This window comes from Streptomyces sp. NPDC047869 (assembly GCF_040704065.1).
GTDB lineage: Bacteria > Actinomycetota > Actinomycetes > Streptomycetales > Streptomycetaceae > Streptomyces.
Map to the genome: position 1 here is coordinate 459,607 of NZ_JBEYRK010000001.1, position 14,167 is coordinate 473,773.

General features: G+C 69.6%; 16 protein-coding genes and 1 riboswitch. Of the genes, 7 read left to right on the top strand and 9 right to left on the bottom strand.

Going from position 1 to position 14,167, the window contains the following annotated elements:
• Positions 1–4 precede the first annotated feature (4 nt).
• A complete protein-coding gene (locus AB0924_RS02105; protein WP_358929706.1) occupies positions 5–463 on the bottom strand; it encodes a MarR family transcriptional regulator in 459 nt (152 codons plus the stop codon).
• Between the two features lie 141 nt (positions 464–604).
• Between AB0924_RS02105 and AB0924_RS02110 the strand changes: the two genes are divergently transcribed.
• Entirely contained in the window at positions 605–1,813 is a 1,209-nt protein-coding gene (locus tag AB0924_RS02110) for an MFS transporter (protein ID WP_358929708.1), read from the top strand.
• Positions 1,814–1,938: 125 nt separating this feature from the next.
• A complete protein-coding gene (locus AB0924_RS02115; protein WP_366910443.1) occupies positions 1,939–2,358 on the top strand; it encodes a heme-binding protein in 420 nt (139 codons plus the stop codon).
• A 53-nt stretch (positions 2,359–2,411) separates the two neighbouring features.
• Here AB0924_RS02115 and AB0924_RS02120 read toward each other — a convergent pair whose 3' ends face one another.
• From AB0924_RS02120 to AB0924_RS02145, 6 genes are all read right to left on the bottom strand, one after another.
• On the bottom strand, positions 2,412–3,278 hold the full coding sequence (locus AB0924_RS02120) for a GNAT family N-acetyltransferase (protein WP_366910444.1): 867 nt from the start codon (positions 3,276–3,278) through the stop codon (positions 2,412–2,414).
• A 178-nt stretch (positions 3,279–3,456) separates the two neighbouring features.
• A complete protein-coding gene (locus AB0924_RS02125; RefSeq protein WP_358929714.1) occupies positions 3,457–3,939 on the bottom strand; it encodes an NUDIX hydrolase in 483 nt (160 codons plus the stop codon).
• An 87-nt stretch (positions 3,940–4,026) separates the two neighbouring features.
• A complete protein-coding gene (locus tag AB0924_RS02130) occupies positions 4,027–4,932 on the bottom strand; it encodes a LysR family transcriptional regulator (protein WP_358929716.1) in 906 nt (301 codons plus the stop codon).
• Between the two features lie 216 nt (positions 4,933–5,148).
• Positions 5,149–6,297 (bottom strand): cystathionine gamma-lyase, encoded by a 1,149-nt coding sequence (locus tag AB0924_RS02135; RefSeq protein ID WP_358929718.1) that lies wholly within the window; start codon positions 6,295–6,297, stop codon positions 5,149–5,151.
• A complete protein-coding gene (locus AB0924_RS02140; RefSeq protein ID WP_358929720.1) occupies positions 6,294–6,824 on the bottom strand; it encodes a low molecular weight protein-tyrosine-phosphatase in 531 nt (176 codons plus the stop codon). Before AB0924_RS02140 ends, AB0924_RS02135 begins: the two co-directional genes overlap by 4 nt.
• 7 nt (positions 6,825–6,831) lie before the next feature.
• On the bottom strand, positions 6,832–7,209 hold the full coding sequence (locus tag AB0924_RS02145; protein WP_351661667.1) for a phage holin family protein: 378 nt from the start codon (positions 7,207–7,209) through the stop codon (positions 6,832–6,834).
• Positions 7,210–7,267: 58 nt separating this feature from the next.
• Here AB0924_RS02145 and AB0924_RS02150 point away from each other — a divergent pair, with 58 nt between their 5' ends.
• The 4 genes from AB0924_RS02150 to AB0924_RS02165 all read left to right on the top strand — a co-directional run bounded on the left by AB0924_RS02150 (position 7,268) and on the right by AB0924_RS02165 (position 9,615).
• Positions 7,268–7,585: a cupin domain-containing protein gene (locus tag AB0924_RS02150; RefSeq protein WP_132855170.1), complete on the top strand. Its 318-nt coding sequence runs from the start codon at positions 7,268–7,270 to the stop codon at positions 7,583–7,585.
• 165 nt (positions 7,586–7,750) lie between these two features.
• Entirely contained in the window at positions 7,751–7,963 is a 213-nt protein-coding gene (locus AB0924_RS02155) for a DUF5326 family protein (protein ID WP_358929723.1), read from the top strand.
• Between the two features lie 198 nt (positions 7,964–8,161).
• A complete protein-coding gene (locus AB0924_RS02160) occupies positions 8,162–9,076 on the top strand; it encodes an IclR family transcriptional regulator C-terminal domain-containing protein (protein ID WP_358929725.1) in 915 nt (304 codons plus the stop codon).
• 101 nt (positions 9,077–9,177) lie between these two features.
• Positions 9,178–9,615, top strand: a complete 438-nt coding sequence (locus tag AB0924_RS02165) for an SsgA family sporulation/cell division regulator (RefSeq protein ID WP_143630291.1) — start codon at positions 9,178–9,180, stop codon at positions 9,613–9,615.
• A gap of 97 nt (positions 9,616–9,712) precedes the next feature.
• Here AB0924_RS02165 and AB0924_RS02170 read toward each other — a convergent pair whose 3' ends face one another.
• On the bottom strand, positions 9,713–11,098 hold the full coding sequence (locus tag AB0924_RS02170; RefSeq protein ID WP_366910445.1) for a YibE/F family protein: 1,386 nt from the start codon (positions 11,096–11,098) through the stop codon (positions 9,713–9,715).
• A gap of 72 nt (positions 11,099–11,170) precedes the next feature.
• Positions 11,171–11,344, top strand: a riboswitch (TPP riboswitch).
• Between AB0924_RS02170 and thiC the strand changes: the two genes are divergently transcribed.
• Positions 11,337–13,121: a phosphomethylpyrimidine synthase ThiC gene (gene thiC, locus AB0924_RS02175; protein ID WP_358929730.1), complete on the top strand. Its 1,785-nt coding sequence runs from the start codon at positions 11,337–11,339 to the stop codon at positions 13,119–13,121. Its footprint overlaps the riboswitch before it by 8 nt.
• A gap of 144 nt (positions 13,122–13,265) precedes the next feature.
• Here the strand turns inward: thiC and AB0924_RS02180 are convergent, their stop codons facing one another.
• Complete coding sequence (locus AB0924_RS02180) at positions 13,266–14,129, bottom strand: hypothetical protein (RefSeq protein ID WP_366910446.1); 864 nt, start codon at positions 14,127–14,129, stop codon at positions 13,266–13,268.
• Between the last annotated feature and the right edge of the window lie 38 nt (positions 14,130–14,167).

A 14,167-nucleotide genomic window follows, 5' to 3' on the forward strand; every position in this document is an offset into this window, starting at 1 on the left:
AACCCTATGCGGGTACGTTCAGGGACTCCACGACCCTCACCAGCGGGGCCAGCTCGGGGTTCCTGGCCGCCTCGTCCAGCGCTTCGCGGAGAGCGGCGTCATTGGTGGGCCGCGCCTCGTCCAGCAGCCTTAGACCCGCGTCCGTGACGTTGGTGTAGATGCCGCGACGGTCGGTGGGGCACAGGTAGCGCTCCAGCAGACCGCGGTCCTCCAGACGGGTCACCAGCCGAGTGGTGGCGCTCTGGCTGAGGACGACCGCGTCGGCGACCTGCTTCATCTGCAGATGACCGCCCTCGCCCTCGTGCTGGCGGCTGAGCACGTCGAGCAGGGAGTACTCGCGCACGCTCAGGTCGTGCTTCGCCTGCAGGGCGCGTTCGATGTGTGCCTCGATCCTCCCGTGCAGCAGGGAGAGGGCGCACCAGCCCTGGGCGAGGGCGGTGAGCGCGGGGTCCGTCGCTGTCATTGGGGTCTTCCTCCGTCCCGGGGCGGCTGGATCCAGGGTAGAGCATCTCTGCAATAGCCTGCGCTTGCATTTAGCCAGCGTCTGCAACTATTGTGAACGCACGCAAAGCGCTCCTGCAATCGTTTGGGAAGGTCACCCCACATGCCTCTCGCGCTTCTGGCCCTCGCGATCGGGGCCTTCGGAATCGGGACGACCGAGTTCGTGATCATGGGCTTGCTGCCCGAGGTCGCGGGCGACTTCGGGGTCTCCATCCCCATGGCCGGCCTGCTCGTGACCGGATACGCCCTCGGCGTGGTGATCGGCGCCCCGCTGATGACCGTGCTCGGCACCAAGGTCCCGCGCAAGCGGATGCTGATGCTCCTCATGGGTCTCTTCATCGTCGGCAACCTGCTCTCCGCGGTGGCCCCGGCCTTCGCGGTCATGCTCATCGGACGTGTGATCGCGTCCCTCGCCCATGGCGCCTTCTTCGGCATCGGCTCCGTCGTCGCGGCCGAACTGGTGGCTTCCGACAAGAAGGCCGGGGCCATCGCCATGATGTTCACCGGTCTGACCGTGGCCAACGTCGTGGGCGTTCCGCTGGGCACCCTGATCGGCCAGAACGTCGGCTGGCGCGTCACCTTCGGCATCGTCGCCGCTCTGGGTGCCATCGGCCTGGCAGGCATCGCCCGGCTGGTGCCGGACCTGCCGCGGCCGGAGGGCGTGCACCTGCGCCATGAGCTGGCCGCCTTCAAGAACGTCCAAGTGCTGCTCGCCATGGCGATGACCGTCCTCGGCTTCGGTGGGGTCTTCGCGGCCATCACCTACATCGCGCCGATGATGACGCACGTCGCGGGCTTCGCCGATGGCTCGGTCACCTGGCTTCTGGTCCTGTTCGGTCTCGGAATGGTCGGCGGCAACCTCATCGGCGGCAAGTTCGCCGACCGCGCGCTGATGCCGATGCTGTACGTCTCCCTGGGCGCGCTGGCCGTGGTCCTCGCGCTCTTCACGCTCACCGCGCACAACAAGATCGCCGCCGCGGTGACCATCGCTCTGATCGGCGCCCTCGGCTTCGCGACCGTCCCTCCGTTGCAGAAGCGCGTCCTCGACCAAGCGCACGGGGCACCGACGCTCGCGTCGGCCGTCAACATCGGCGCCTTCAATCTGGGCAACGCCCTCTCCGCCTGGCTCGGCGGCATGGTCATCGCGGCCGGCCTCGGCTACACCGCCCCCAACTGGGTCGGTGCCGCCCTCGCCACTGCCGCCCTGGTCCTGGCCGTGGTCTCAGCAGCCCTCGAGCGCCACCACGACACGCGCGGCACAGTGGTCGCTTCGGCGGCGCCCAGCGGGCAGCGGACCCCGGTCCACCACTGAGCCCGTCCCGGCCACCGGACAGCACGTCCGTACCCGGCCGTCGCCCGGAACACCGGGGCGCGAGCGCCCCGGCCCGTGCGGCATCACGTCACCTCACGCACCACCGCACAAGGAGAACGCTCCCCATGAGCACCACCACCGTCGCCCCGCTCACCATCGAGGACGCCGAGCTGCTCGTCGCCACAGCACGCCGCGCTGCCGAAGAGGCCGGGGTCACCGTCAGCGTCACCGTCCTGGACGCCGGCGGCCACCTGCTCGCCTTCCGCCGGGACGACCGGGCGGTGCTGATCTCCGGCGAGACCAGCACTCGCAAGGCCTACACCGCGCTCCAGCTCAACGCGGCCACCGCCGACCTCGTGGACGCCGTGCAGCCGGGTGGCCCCTTCCACACGCTGCCCACCGCCCTCGACCGTCCGCTGCTCTTCATCGCTGGTGGTCTCCCCGTCCACCGGGACGGCCGCCTGATCGGCGCGATCGGTGTAGGCGGCGGCGCGCCCGAGCAGGACCACGGTTTCGCCGCCGCGGCCGTTGCGGTACTTGTCTGACCGCCCACTCCGTCCGGCAGCGGCGGCCCCCGCTCCAGAGCGGGGGCCGCCGCTCAGCCCGCGGCCACCGTCAGCGGCGCGAAGCGATGCCGCCAGTCCCCCGGCAGTTCCGTGATGCCGTAGGTCATGACGGCGTTGACGGCCACAGAGGCCAGTCCCCGTGCCCTGGCCCAGCTCAGCAGCTCCTCGTGCCGTACATCGATGTCGGTGCGCAGTGGGCGGTGCGTGTGGGCCGCGAGCGAGGCGATGAGGGCCTTGGCTGTCTCCGTGTCCCGGGCGATCAGCGGGCCGACGACATGGGTGTCCATATTGGGCCACGCGGCCGTGTAACCGATGATCCGGCCGTTCTCCTCGGCCACGCGCAGCTGGTCGGCGAAGGAGGGGAGACGAGTGATGAGGGGAGTGCGGTCGGTGCCGAACGCCTCCTCGTCGAGCTGGAGGATCAAGGGCAGGTCCTCGGCGACGGCCGGCCGTGTAGGGACCCGGGATTCCGTGCCGTCGGAGGTGAAGTGCCCCCTCAGCATCTCGGACCGGCCGGTGACCTTGAAGCCCAGCTCCTCGCAGAGCGGACGCCCGAAGGGTGTGGCGAACAGAGTCAGCGGGGTGGTGCCCATGAGTGATACGACATGCCGCATCAAGCGGCGTCCTACCCCCTGGCGGGCATGGCGTCCGGCCACGAGGACCATGCCGATGGCGCCGAGGTTCGTGCGTTCCCAGGAACCGTACTCCGTGACGACGCACGCGGCGACGAGGCCGCCCTCGGGGTCGTCGATGCCGTAGCCCTTGCCGGCCGTGAGGAGGAAGCCCCACTTGTGTTCCTCACGTGGCCACCCCCGGTCCTCGGACAAGTCGGCGCAGGCGGTCAGATCGTGGAGCGTCAGACGCCGGATGGGCAGGGAAGCGAGCGAAGGAGTCGGCACGCAGGTCAGGCTGTCCGACCAGCCCCCCGCTCGTCCACCGGTTTCAATGCGGACGTGGACGCTTTCGGTCACGTCTTGGCCCGTGCACGCGGGCCCGGACGAACGCAGGCGTTTCACGTGAAACATCGGTGGGCCACGGCCACGTGCCGTGGTAGCTCTCCCGGACGCGCCGTGCTGGCTATCCGAGGTCGGGGGCGTGCATGGCGCGGACGCCCTCGATATTGCCGTCCAGGTAGTGCCGCAGTGACAACGGCACGAGGTGGACGGAGGCGATGCCGACCCGGGTGAAGGGAACACGGACGATCTCGTACTCGCCCAGAGGGTCATCCATCTCGGGGCCATGGCGCAGCGACGGGTCCATGGACTCCAGTCGGCAGACGAAGAAGTGCTGCACTTTCACGCCGGTCGCGCCGCCGTCCTCGCCGATGTGCTCCACGGTGTCCACGAAGCAGGGCACGACATCGGTGATCTTGGCGCCGAGTTCCTCGTACACCTCTCGGTGCAGGGCGTCGACGACGGTCGGGTCCGCGGCTTCCACTCCGCCACCGGGGGTGACCCAGTAGGGATCGACGCCGGGCTTGGTGCGCTTGATCAGGATCAGGTCGTCACCGTCGAGCAGAACGGCGCGGGCGGTGCGCTTGACCACGGGTCGGACGGTCATGGAGGAAATGTGGCCCGGCTCGTTCCACGTGAAACATCACGCCTTCGACACCGCTCGAGTGCGAGCCGTGAAGTCGGGCCGGCTGTTTCAGTCCCAGCCGCTTGCGGCCTGCTGGAGCCACTCGTGCGCCCGGGCGATGTGCGGCATGGCGAGGGTGCCGGTGCGTGCGGTCAGGAAGTAGGTGCGCAGAGGCGGCACCGGGGGATCGTACAGAGTCGTGATCTCGCCGCGGTCCAGGGCGGAGGCACTCAGATAGCGGGGCAGTACCGCGAGTCCGGCGCCCGAGATCGCACAGGAGAGCACGGCACGCAGGTCGGGAACGATGACCGTGCCCGAGGCGGCCGGACGGGAGTCGAAGACGGAGGCCCAGTAGCGCGAAACGAACGGCAGGGACTCGTGGACCTCCACGACGGGCAGGTTCTCCAGGACCACTGCCCCCTTGAGGTGCAGGGCTCCGGGTCCGATCCGCTCGGCCCAGCGGGGAGCGGCGACCAGCACGTGCTCCTCGTCGCAGAGCGGGGTCGCGGTCAGCAGGGCGCCGCGCGGCCGGGCGGTACTGATGGCCAGGTCGTGGTGTCCGGCGGCCAGCCCCTCCAGAGCCTCCTCCGCGGTGCCGAAGGAGGCGCGGAGCGCGAAGCCTTGGCCGTCCTCGCCGGTCAGTCGGGTCAGGGCGGGAAGGGCACGCTCGGCGGTGAACTCCGGCGGGCCGACGAGGTGCAGCGTCCCTAACGAGGACCCGTCGTCCGGGGCGCTCTCGGCTATCTCGACCAGGGCGTCGAGGTGGGGCGCGGCCTTGTGTGCGAGTTCGTCGCCGATGGTCGTCGGCGTCACCCCGCGGGCCTGTCTCAGGAACAGGGGACGGCCCAGCTGTCGCTCCAGAGTGCGGATCTGGGAGGTGACGGCCGGCTGGGAGAGGCCCAGCAGGGCCGCGGCGCGAGTGAAGGAACCGGCCCGGTGCACGGTGACGAAAGTGCGCAGCAAGGCCAGGTCCATGGCGCGCCCTCCCCTTTCCCTGCCCTCTTCGAGCCCCCGGGCAGGCACCAACTATAAATAAGTCGATAGGTCTCTGTCGCTACCGTGATTGGACACTGACAGAGAGTCAACTAGCCTTGGTCGGGCGGTTCTTCGCGCGCAGAACCGAGGACGGTCCGAGCCACGAGGGGGGAGGCTCGGACCGTCTGCCGATAGGGATCGCCGCCTTTAAACGGCTCACTCGGCCGACTCGTCGAGAGCGCGCAGTACGTCGGCCACCAGGTCCTCGGGGTCCTCCGCGCCGACGGACATGCGGATGAAGCCCTCGGGAACCGCGTCCCCGCCCCAGCGGCGGCGGCGCTCGGCCGTGGAACGCACCCCGCCGAAGCTCGTCGCGTCCTCGACCAGGTGCAGCGCCTCCAGGAACCGCTCGGCACGCGCGCGCGTGGGCAGCGTGAAGGAGACCACACAGCCGTAGCGGCGCATCTGCTGCGAGGCGACCTTGTGCGAAGGGTCGTCGGGCAGCCCCGGATAGCGCAGCCCGGAGACCTCGGGCCGCTGTCGCAAGGCCTCGGCGACCGCGAGCGCGGTGGCGTTCTGCCGGTCGACGCGCAGCTGGAGCGTGGCGATGGAGCGGTGGGCGAGCCAGGCCTCCATCGGCCCGGAGATCGCTCCCACGATCTTGCGCCACCGGCGTACGGCGGCCATCGCCTCGCCGCCGCGCCCGGCCACGTAGCCGAGCAGGACGTCGCCGTGTCCGGTCAGCTGCTTGGTACCGCTGGCCACGGAGAAGTCGGCACCCAGCTCCAGTGGACGCTGGCCGAGCGGGGTGGCGAGCGTGTTGTCGACGGCTACCAGGACGCCCCGCGCGTGCGCGGCCTCCACCAGCCGCCGGATGTCGCACACGTCGAGCCCCGGGTTCGACGGCGACTCGATCCACAGCAGCCGCGCACCGTCGAGGATCTCGAGCTGGGCGTCTCCACCGGTGGGCGCGGTGCGCACCTCGACGCCGTACGCCTCCAGCTGGGCGCGGACCAGGGGCAGCACCTGGTAGCCGTCGGAGGGCAGGGCGACCGCGTCGCTGGCGCGGAGCTGGGAGAACAGCACCGCCGAGATCGCGGCCATGCCCGACGCGAACACCAGCGTCTCGACGTCGTCCCGTCCCGGTGCCTCCAGCTCGCCGATGGCGCGCTCCAGGTTGGTCCAGGTGGGGTTGTCGTCACGGCCGTAGGAGTACGGTCCCGTAACCTCGCCCGGCAGGTGGAAGTGCGCGGCGAACACGGGCCCGGGCAGGGTCGGCTCGTGCTTGACCGGTTCGGGCAGTCCGGCCCGTACCGCGCGCGTGCCGTCGCCGGTGCGGTCCGCGCCCTTGGTGGATTCGCTCATGCGATCCGTCCCTCCAGTTGTTCGCGTACGGCGGCGAGCAGACCGGTGCTCGCCTCCTCCACCATCTCAAGGCACTCCTGGAAGCCGTCCGGCGCCCCGTAGTACGGGTCCGGCACGTCCAGGTCGTCGCAGGTGTCCCTGGGAGCACCGGCCGTCGTGGGCCGGTCGGACGAGGGGTGACCGTAGGAGCGCAGCAGGCGTACCTTGCGGGCGTCTTCCTCGCTGGGCGCGAGACGGCGCAGGGCCTTGAGGTGGCCGGTGTCCAGGGCGATCACCAGGTCGAGGCGGGCGAACCAGGCGGGCTGGAACTGCCGTGCGACGTGCTCGCTGCGGTAGCCGTGCTCGTCCAGGACCGTGACGGTGCGCGGGTCGGCGGCCTCCCCCTCGTGCCAGTCGCCGGTGCCCGCGCTGCCGATCTCCACCCGGTCCCCGAGGCCCGCCTCCTCCACGCGCGCGCGGAAGACGGATTCGGCCATCGGGGAGCGGCAGATGTTGCCCGTGCACACGAAACAGACGCGGTAGGTCATGGCGAGCTCAGTCCTCGTCGGGCAGGACGAGGTTCAGCGCCCAGGAGACGACGGAGATGATCAGTCCGCCGAGTACGGCCGTCCAGAAGCCCTCCACGTGGAAACTCAGGTCGAGTTTGCCGCAGACCCAGGAGGTCAGCAGTAGCATCAGCGCGTTGACGACCAGGGTGATCAGCCCCAGCGTCAGCAGGAACAGCGGGAAGGTGAGCACCTTCACGATCGGCTTGACCAGGAAGTTGACCAGGCCGAAGATCAGCGCGACGACGATCAGGGTGCCGGCCTTTTTGCCCGTGCTGTCGCCCGTGAGAGTGATCTTGTCGAGCAGCCAGACGGCGATCGCGAGAGCGGCCGCGTTGGCGATCGTCTTGACTACGAAATTCTTCATGTGTCTGATCGTGGCAGACCGGATCCAGGGCGAGCAGAGGCGAGGGCGGACAACGGCGATGAAGGCATTCCGGCTGGACGAACTGGAGGCGGAGCGCGCCGCCAACGAAGGGGCCTACCTTCAGTTCCTGCGGGAGCGGAACATGTCGGTCGGCCTGTACGCCCTCGACGCCGGCGAACACGACCCGCAGAAGCCGCACAACCAGGACGAGGTGTACGTCGTCGTCAGCGGCCGCGCGTCGATCACGGTCGGCCTGGAGACCACCCAGGTGGCACGCGGCAGCGTGGTGTACGTACCGGCCGGCGTCGCCCACAAGTTCCACCACATCAGCGAGGACCTGAGGGTACTGGTCGTCTTCTCTCCACCCGAGGCCTGAGCTCCGGGCTCGGGGTTCCCTAGGGGTCGGGTCAGGGGAGGACAAGGGGTGCGAGGCGCCCGCACGCCCCCTCGGCGGCCCTAGCATCGATGGCAGACATCGGGACTGTGTCCAGGACAGAGCGCAGGACGTCGTGGACACAACGGAACGCAAAGGACGAGGGCAATGCGACAGATCTTCGCGGGGCTGCCGTGGTGGGTGAAGTGGGTCGCGGTGCCGGTCATCGCCCTGGTCGTGTTCGGCAGCCTGATAGCGACCGTCATCGGCTTCGTGATCGGCCTGCTCTTCAAGGCGCTGGTCTTCGTCGCGCTGGTCGGCGGGCTGATCTACGTCGTGCGCAAGTTCATGTCGAACTCCTCGTCGCGCAGCGATTGGTGAGGGGCGTGGGAGCCGGTGACCGGTAACGGAAAACACCGGTTCCCTCGGGGGAGGGAAGTTTTCCCGGCAGGCCGTCCGCACGCGGTGGCGGACGGTTAGGTTCGGAACCCACGCGGGGCCGGGCCCCGCGCGCGGCACACACCCTCACCCGTGTTCCACCGCACGGGCTGCCCCACCTTCGCGCCCCCGGAGTGACCCTTGGCCACGGTTGACACCGCACCGGCAGAACCCCACGCACCCCCCGCCCCACCGCGACCGTGCGTGCCCCATGGGCAGCGGCCCCGTGCGGCGGCCGTCCCGGGACAACCGCGTCCCGCGACCGGCCCCGGAGGCGCACGGCCCCCGGAGGTTCCGGAGCAGCCGCAGGCGGCGACCCTCATCGGCTCCGTCCAGCGGGCGATGCGCCTGCTGGAGACCGTCGCGGTCCACGAGTACGGCGCCCCAGCCAAACAACTCGCCCGCGAGACCGGCCTCGCCCTGCCCACGGCCTATCACCTACTGCGCACCCTGGTGCACGAGGGCTATCTGCGCCGCGACAAGGGACTGTTCTTCCTCGGTGACGCGGCCGAGCGGCTGAGCAGCAGCGGAGCGCAGCAGAAACGTCGCAGCACGGTGGCCGACACCCTCGCGTACTGGCGCGATTGCATCGGTGCCCCGGTGTACTACGCCATGTACCAAGCCGGCGAGATCGAGGTCGTGTGCGTCGCCGACTCGCGGGAGACACCCGCGGTCGAGGAGTGGGCCGACTTCCGCGAGACCGGGCACGCGCACGCGATCGGGCAGTGCCTGCTGTCCCAGTTGGACGAGGAGGCCCGACGGGACCACCTGAGCCGCTATCCGGCACGGTCCCTCACGCCGTACTCGGTGCGGGACAACCACACTCTCCTGCGCCGGCTGGCCAGGACGCCGCGCATGGAGCCGGTGGTGGAGCGGCAGGAGTACGCGCTCGGAACGGTCTGTGCCGCGATCCCCATCACGGTCGGTACGACGGCGGCCGCGATGGCCATCTCACTCCCCGTACATCAGAGCGAACAGCTGCTGCCCGCGGCCCTGCGCCTGCAGGCCGGGATCGGGCGGCATCTGGGCGCGCTGTCCCTCTCTATCAGTATCTGAAAACTCACTCCTTGTGATCTGCCATGTACGTTGAGCAAGATTTGATGCACAGTCGAGGGGGATCATTCCCGGCCAGTCGACGTCATATGACGGGGTAGGCGATGCGCGAATCCGTACAGGCAGAAGTCATGATGAGTTTTCTCGTGTCCGAGGAGCTCTCCTTCCGCATCCCGGTGGAGTTGCGCTACGAGACCTGTGATCCCTACGCCGTACGTCTCACCTTCCATCTGCCCGGTGACGCCCCGGTGACCTGGGCCTTCGGGCGGGAACTGCTGATCGACGGGGTCGGCCGGCCGTGTGGGGAGGGTGATGTGCACATCGCTCCGGCCGACACCGAGGTGCTGGGCGAGGTGCTGATCCGGCTTCAGGTGGGCAGTGACCAGGCGCTGTTCCGCTCCTCGACGCCGCCACTCGTGGCCTTCCTCGACCGCACGGACAAACTGGTCCCGCTCGGCCAGGAGGGTGCACTGGCCGACTTCGACGCCCACCTCGACGAGGCTCTGGACCGCATTCTGGCCGAGGAGCAGAGCGCCGGCTGAGGGACCGTGGCAGTGGGGCGCCGGGCGCTGACGTACTGCCGCCCGGGCCTCCGCAGGAACGCTTCTTCGGCGGTGTCCCGACCCTGACGCCCCGTGCTCAGTGCTTGCGCCGCCGCCCCCTGCCGCCTCGCGCCGGAACGGGATGCGCACCGGAGCCTCCGGCACCGGCCGGCCCGGGCCGGTCGGCCGACACCACCAGGGCGGCGAGGGCAGTGGTGACCGGAACCGAGGCGACCAGCCCGATCGAACCCACCAGCGTGCGCACGATCTCTTCGGCCACCAGCTCGCTGTTGGCCACCGTGCCCACGCTGCTCTGCGCGATCGAGAACAGCAGGAGCAGCGGCAGGGCGGCACCGGCGTAGGCGAGCACAAGGGTGTTGACGACCGAGGCGATGTGGTCGCGTCCGATCCGGATGCCTGCCCGGTACAGGTCGCGCCAGCCCATCGCAGGATTCGCCTCGTGCAGCTCCCAGACCGCCGACGTCTGGGTCACCGTCACATCGTCCAGGACACCCAGCGAACCGATGATGACTCCGGCCAGCAGCAGACCGCTCATGTCTATCGACGGAAACAGACCGTGGATCAAACCGGTGCTGTCGTCCGTGTTGCCGGTCAACGCGGCCCAGTCGATGAACCCGGAGCCGAGAACGCCGATCAGCAGCAGGGAGGCCAGGGTGCCGAGCACCGCGACCGAGGTACGCGCTGAAAGGCCATGGCACATGTAGAGCGCGATGAGCATGATCGCGCTCGCCCCGACGACGGCCACGAGCAGCGGATTCGAGCCCTGAAGGATCGCGGGCAGGATGAAGAACGTCAGCACCAGGAAGCTCACGGCCAGCGCGACCAGGGCCATGACCCCGCGCATCCGTCCCACCACGACGACGGCGAGCGCGAAGATGCCCGCGAGCAGCGCCATGGGGAACTTCCGGTTCACATCGGTCACCGAGTACTGCAGGTCCTTGGGCGCCGAGGGCTCGTAGGCGACCACGACCTTCTCGCCCTGGTGCAACTGCCGTGACTGGTCCGGCCGCACGATCTCGGTGAAGGTCCGGCCCTCGTCCTTGCCGGTGTCGACCCGGATCGTCGCCTTCCTGCAGGTGCCCTTCGCCTCGTTCTGTGCCGAGCCGTCGCCTGGAGCGGAGGTGCCGCCCGCCGCCGTACCGCCCGATGCGTTGACCGACTTGCAGCTCAGCTCCACCACCTGGGTGACCGTGGCCTGCTGTGTCTGCCGGTCGAAGCCGACACCGGTGCGCTCGTGCGGCGGGGCTCCTCCGGGCCACAGAATCATCAGGCCGACCACGACGGCCGCGGTGAACGGGACGAGGATCGCCGCGATGACCTTGCGCAGGTGCTTCGAAACCGGCGCGGCGGGCCCATGGTTGTGACTGTGACCGTGTGAGTGGCCATGGCCACGGCCTGGTTCGGAGCCGCCTTGACGCGGCGGCTCGGAGGGCGGGTAGGGGTGCTGTTCCGTCGTGGTCACCGCCCGATCATCGCAAGAACGAAGGGGGCCCTCTGTTCACCGCGCCCGAACTGACGCTAGCGTGGAGGCACCTTTTGCACACGCGGGAGCTCGGAGCACCGGGCTGAGAGGGCGCTGACCTCCGTATACGCGATGTTTCACGTGGAACGTCATTCCTCGGGAGACATCCGAAGTCGGAAACCGCTGCGTCGACCGCCGAACCTGTTACCGGGTAATGCCGGCGTAGGGAGTAGGTCTCATGACCAACAAGGACGCACGCACGCCTGCCTCCGTTCAGGACGAGAAGTCCCAGGAGGCCGGAAAGTCCATCGGCTGGCACAAGGCGTACGTCGAGGGTTCACGCCCCGACCTGTGTGTGCCGGTCCGTCAGGTGCACCTCACCAACGGGCAGTCGGTCACGCTGTACGACACATCGGGCCCGTACACCGATCCACTCGCCGACACCGATGTCCGCCGGGGGCTGTCGGCGCTGCGGGAGAACTGGATCATCGCCCGCGGTGACACCGAGGAATACGCGGGCCGCCCCGTCCGACCCGAGGACGACGGGATCAAGCACACCTCGCCGCGTGGCGGGCTGCGCAACCTGGACGCGGTGTTCCCCGGGCGCCCGCGTCAGCCGCGCCGCGGCCGTGAGGGCCAGGCGGTCACCCAGCTCGCGTACGCGCGCAGGGGTGAGATCACGCCCGAGATGGAGTACGTGGCCATCCGGGAGAACGTCTCTCCCGAGGTGGTCCGTGAGGAGATCGCGGCGGGCCGCGCGGTATTGCCGGCCAACGTCAACCACCCGGAGATCGAGCCGATGATCATCGGCAAGCGCTTCCTGGTGAAGGTCAACGCCAACATCGGCAACTCCGCGGTCACCTCCTCGATCGAGGAGGAGGTCGAGAAGATGACCTGGGCGACCCGCTGGGGCGCCGACACGGTGATGGACCTCTCCACCGGCCGCAACATCCACACCACCCGCGAGTGGGTGCTGCGCAACTCCCCCGTGCCCATCGGCACCGTCCCGCTCTACCAGGCGCTGGAGAAGGTCGACGGCAGGGCCGAGGAACTGACCTGGGAGATCTACAAGGACACCGTGATCGAACAGGCCGAGCAGGGCGTGGACTACATGACCGTCCACGCCGGCGTGCGCCTGCCGTATGTGCCGCTCACCGCCAACCGCAAGACCGGCATCGTCTCGCGGGGCGGCTCGATCATGGCCGCGTGGTGCCTGGCGCACCACAAGGAGTCGTTCCTGTACGAGAACTTCGAGGAGCTCTGCGAGATCCTCGCCGCCTACGACGTCACGTACTCGCTGGGCGACGGTCTGAGGCCGGGCTCGATCGCGGACGCCAACGACGAGGCGCAGTTCGCGGAGTTGCGCACGCTCGGGGAACTCAACCGGATCGCCAGGCGTTTCAACGTACAGACCATGATCGAGGGCCCGGGCCACGTCCCGATGCACAAGATCAAGGAGAACATCGACCTTCAGCAGGAGATCTGCGATGAAGCTCCGTTCTATACGCTCGGCCCGCTGACCACGGACATCGCGCCGGCGTACGACCACATCACCTCCGGTATCGGCGCCGCGATGATCGCCTGGTGGGGCACGGCGATGCTCTGCTACGTCACGCCCAAGGAGCACCTGGGCCTGCCCAACCGTGACGACGTCAAGACCGGGGTCATCACCTACAAGATCGCCGCCCATGCGGCGGACCTCGCCAAGGGGCACCCGGGCGCGCAGGAGTGGGACGACGCGCTGTCCGACGCCCGCTTCGAGTTCCGGTGGGAGGACCAGTTCAACCTCGCCCTGGACCCCGACACGGCACGGGAGTTCCACGACGAGACCCTGCCGGCCGAACCCGCCAAGACGGCCCACTTCTGCTCCATGTGCGGGCCGAAGTTCTGCAGCATGAAGATCTCCCAGGACATCCGCCGGGAACACGGCGGTACCCGGGCCGAGGTCGAGGAGGGCATGGCTCAGAAGTCGAAGGAGTTCGCGGCGTCGGGCAACCGGGTGTACCTGCCGATTGCCGACTGACCCGGCCAAGGCGGCCGTCGGCCCGGGGCGTGCCGGGCCCCGGGCGTCGGGCGGCGCGGAGAGGTCGGCGGCGTGCCCGCCGGCACTGCCCTGCCGTGCGCCGGCCGGGGTCCTGCAGGCGCCCCACGAGGGAGCGCGGGCCGGCTATTCCGGCTGGTGTTCCGGACCGCCGAAGTCGGGACTGGTGTAGTCGGGACTGCTGAAGCTCGGACGGTCGGACCCGGAGCCGTCGTCCGGGCTGCTGAAGCCGGGGCGTCCGTAGCCGAGGCGCGGCATGCGGCTCGTCGGGGCCGTGGGTGCCGTGCGGTGCAGCGGGGCCGTACCGGGCTGGGCGAGCGCGTCCCGCAGGAACGGCAGGACACCGCGTTCCAGCAGGGCCTCTCGCCATGCCTCTCTGGCCCTGGCCACCTCCGCGTCGGCCGCGTCATGCGCTCCGGCTTCCGCCGCGGCGCTGTTGCGCAGGGCGGTGAGCAGCAGCCCGGCACCGGCGACGAGGACCGCGGCGGCGGTCACGGCGCCGAACACCCAGCCCGCGGTGAGCATGGTCTGGGCAAAGGCCTGGCCGGGGGCCAGCATCTTCAGGATGTAGCCGACGAGCAGGAAGATCGCCGCGGCGGTGCCGGCGAGGACGGGCGCCAGGACCGCGACGACGGCGACGGCGCCCGCGCCGGTGGTCTCGGCGGCCTCGCCGAGGGCGGTGGCGAGACCCACCGGGCCCGCGCCCGGCTCCGCGGACCCGGTGTCGTCGGTGGCCGAAGGGACGGACGGCGCCGGGCGGCGCAGTTCCTCGCGGGCCTTCACGTAGTGCTGGTACTCGGTCGCCGCGGCCGCCGTGATGAGCGTGGTGGCGTTGAGTGCCATGGTGCGCAGTTGTTCCGGGTTGAGCCGCTGTCCGACAGCGGCCAGTTCGGGTCGCTGGGGCGCGGAGCGCAGCGCCTCATCGAGGATCCGCTCGAATTCCTGGCGGTCCTCGTTCAGCAGGTGCTGCGGAACGCTGTTCATGTGCATCCCCCGATGCTCCGTAGGGCTTGGGGCTCGCACGCCGG

What these genes read in the sequence shown, in the direction of transcription:
- AB0924_RS02105 (WP_358929706.1), bottom strand. Translation starts at nt 463, where the DNA reads ATGACAGCGACGGACCCCGCGCTCACCGCCCTCGCCCAGGGCTGGTGC.
- AB0924_RS02110 (WP_358929708.1), top strand. Translation starts at nt 605, where the DNA reads ATGCCTCTCGCGCTTCTGGCCCTCGCGATCGGGGCCTTCGGAATCGGG.
- AB0924_RS02115 (WP_366910443.1), top strand. Translation starts at nt 1,939, where the DNA reads ATGAGCACCACCACCGTCGCCCCGCTCACCATCGAGGACGCCGAGCTG.
- AB0924_RS02125 (WP_358929714.1), bottom strand. Translation starts at nt 3,939, where the DNA reads ATGACCGTCCGACCCGTGGTCAAGCGCACCGCCCGCGCCGTTCTGCTC.
- AB0924_RS02130 (WP_358929716.1), bottom strand. Translation starts at nt 4,932, where the DNA reads ATGGACCTGGCCTTGCTGCGCACTTTCGTCACCGTGCACCGGGCCGGT.
- AB0924_RS02135 (WP_358929718.1), bottom strand. Translation starts at nt 6,297, where the DNA reads ATGAGCGAATCCACCAAGGGCGCGGACCGCACCGGCGACGGCACGCGC.
- AB0924_RS02140 (WP_358929720.1), bottom strand. Translation starts at nt 6,824, where the DNA reads ATGACCTACCGCGTCTGTTTCGTGTGCACGGGCAACATCTGCCGCTCC.
- AB0924_RS02145 (WP_351661667.1), bottom strand. Translation starts at nt 7,209, where the DNA reads ATGAAGAATTTCGTAGTCAAGACGATCGCCAACGCGGCCGCTCTCGCG.
- AB0924_RS02150 (WP_132855170.1), top strand. Translation starts at nt 7,268, where the DNA reads ATGAAGGCATTCCGGCTGGACGAACTGGAGGCGGAGCGCGCCGCCAAC.
- AB0924_RS02155 (WP_358929723.1), top strand. Translation starts at nt 7,751, where the DNA reads ATGCGACAGATCTTCGCGGGGCTGCCGTGGTGGGTGAAGTGGGTCGCG.
- AB0924_RS02165 (WP_143630291.1), top strand. Translation starts at nt 9,178, where the DNA reads ATGCGCGAATCCGTACAGGCAGAAGTCATGATGAGTTTTCTCGTGTCC.
- thiC (WP_358929730.1), top strand. Translation starts at nt 11,337, where the DNA reads ATGACCAACAAGGACGCACGCACGCCTGCCTCCGTTCAGGACGAGAAG.
- AB0924_RS02180 (WP_366910446.1), bottom strand. Translation starts at nt 14,129, where the DNA reads ATGCACATGAACAGCGTTCCGCAGCACCTGCTGAACGAGGACCGCCAG.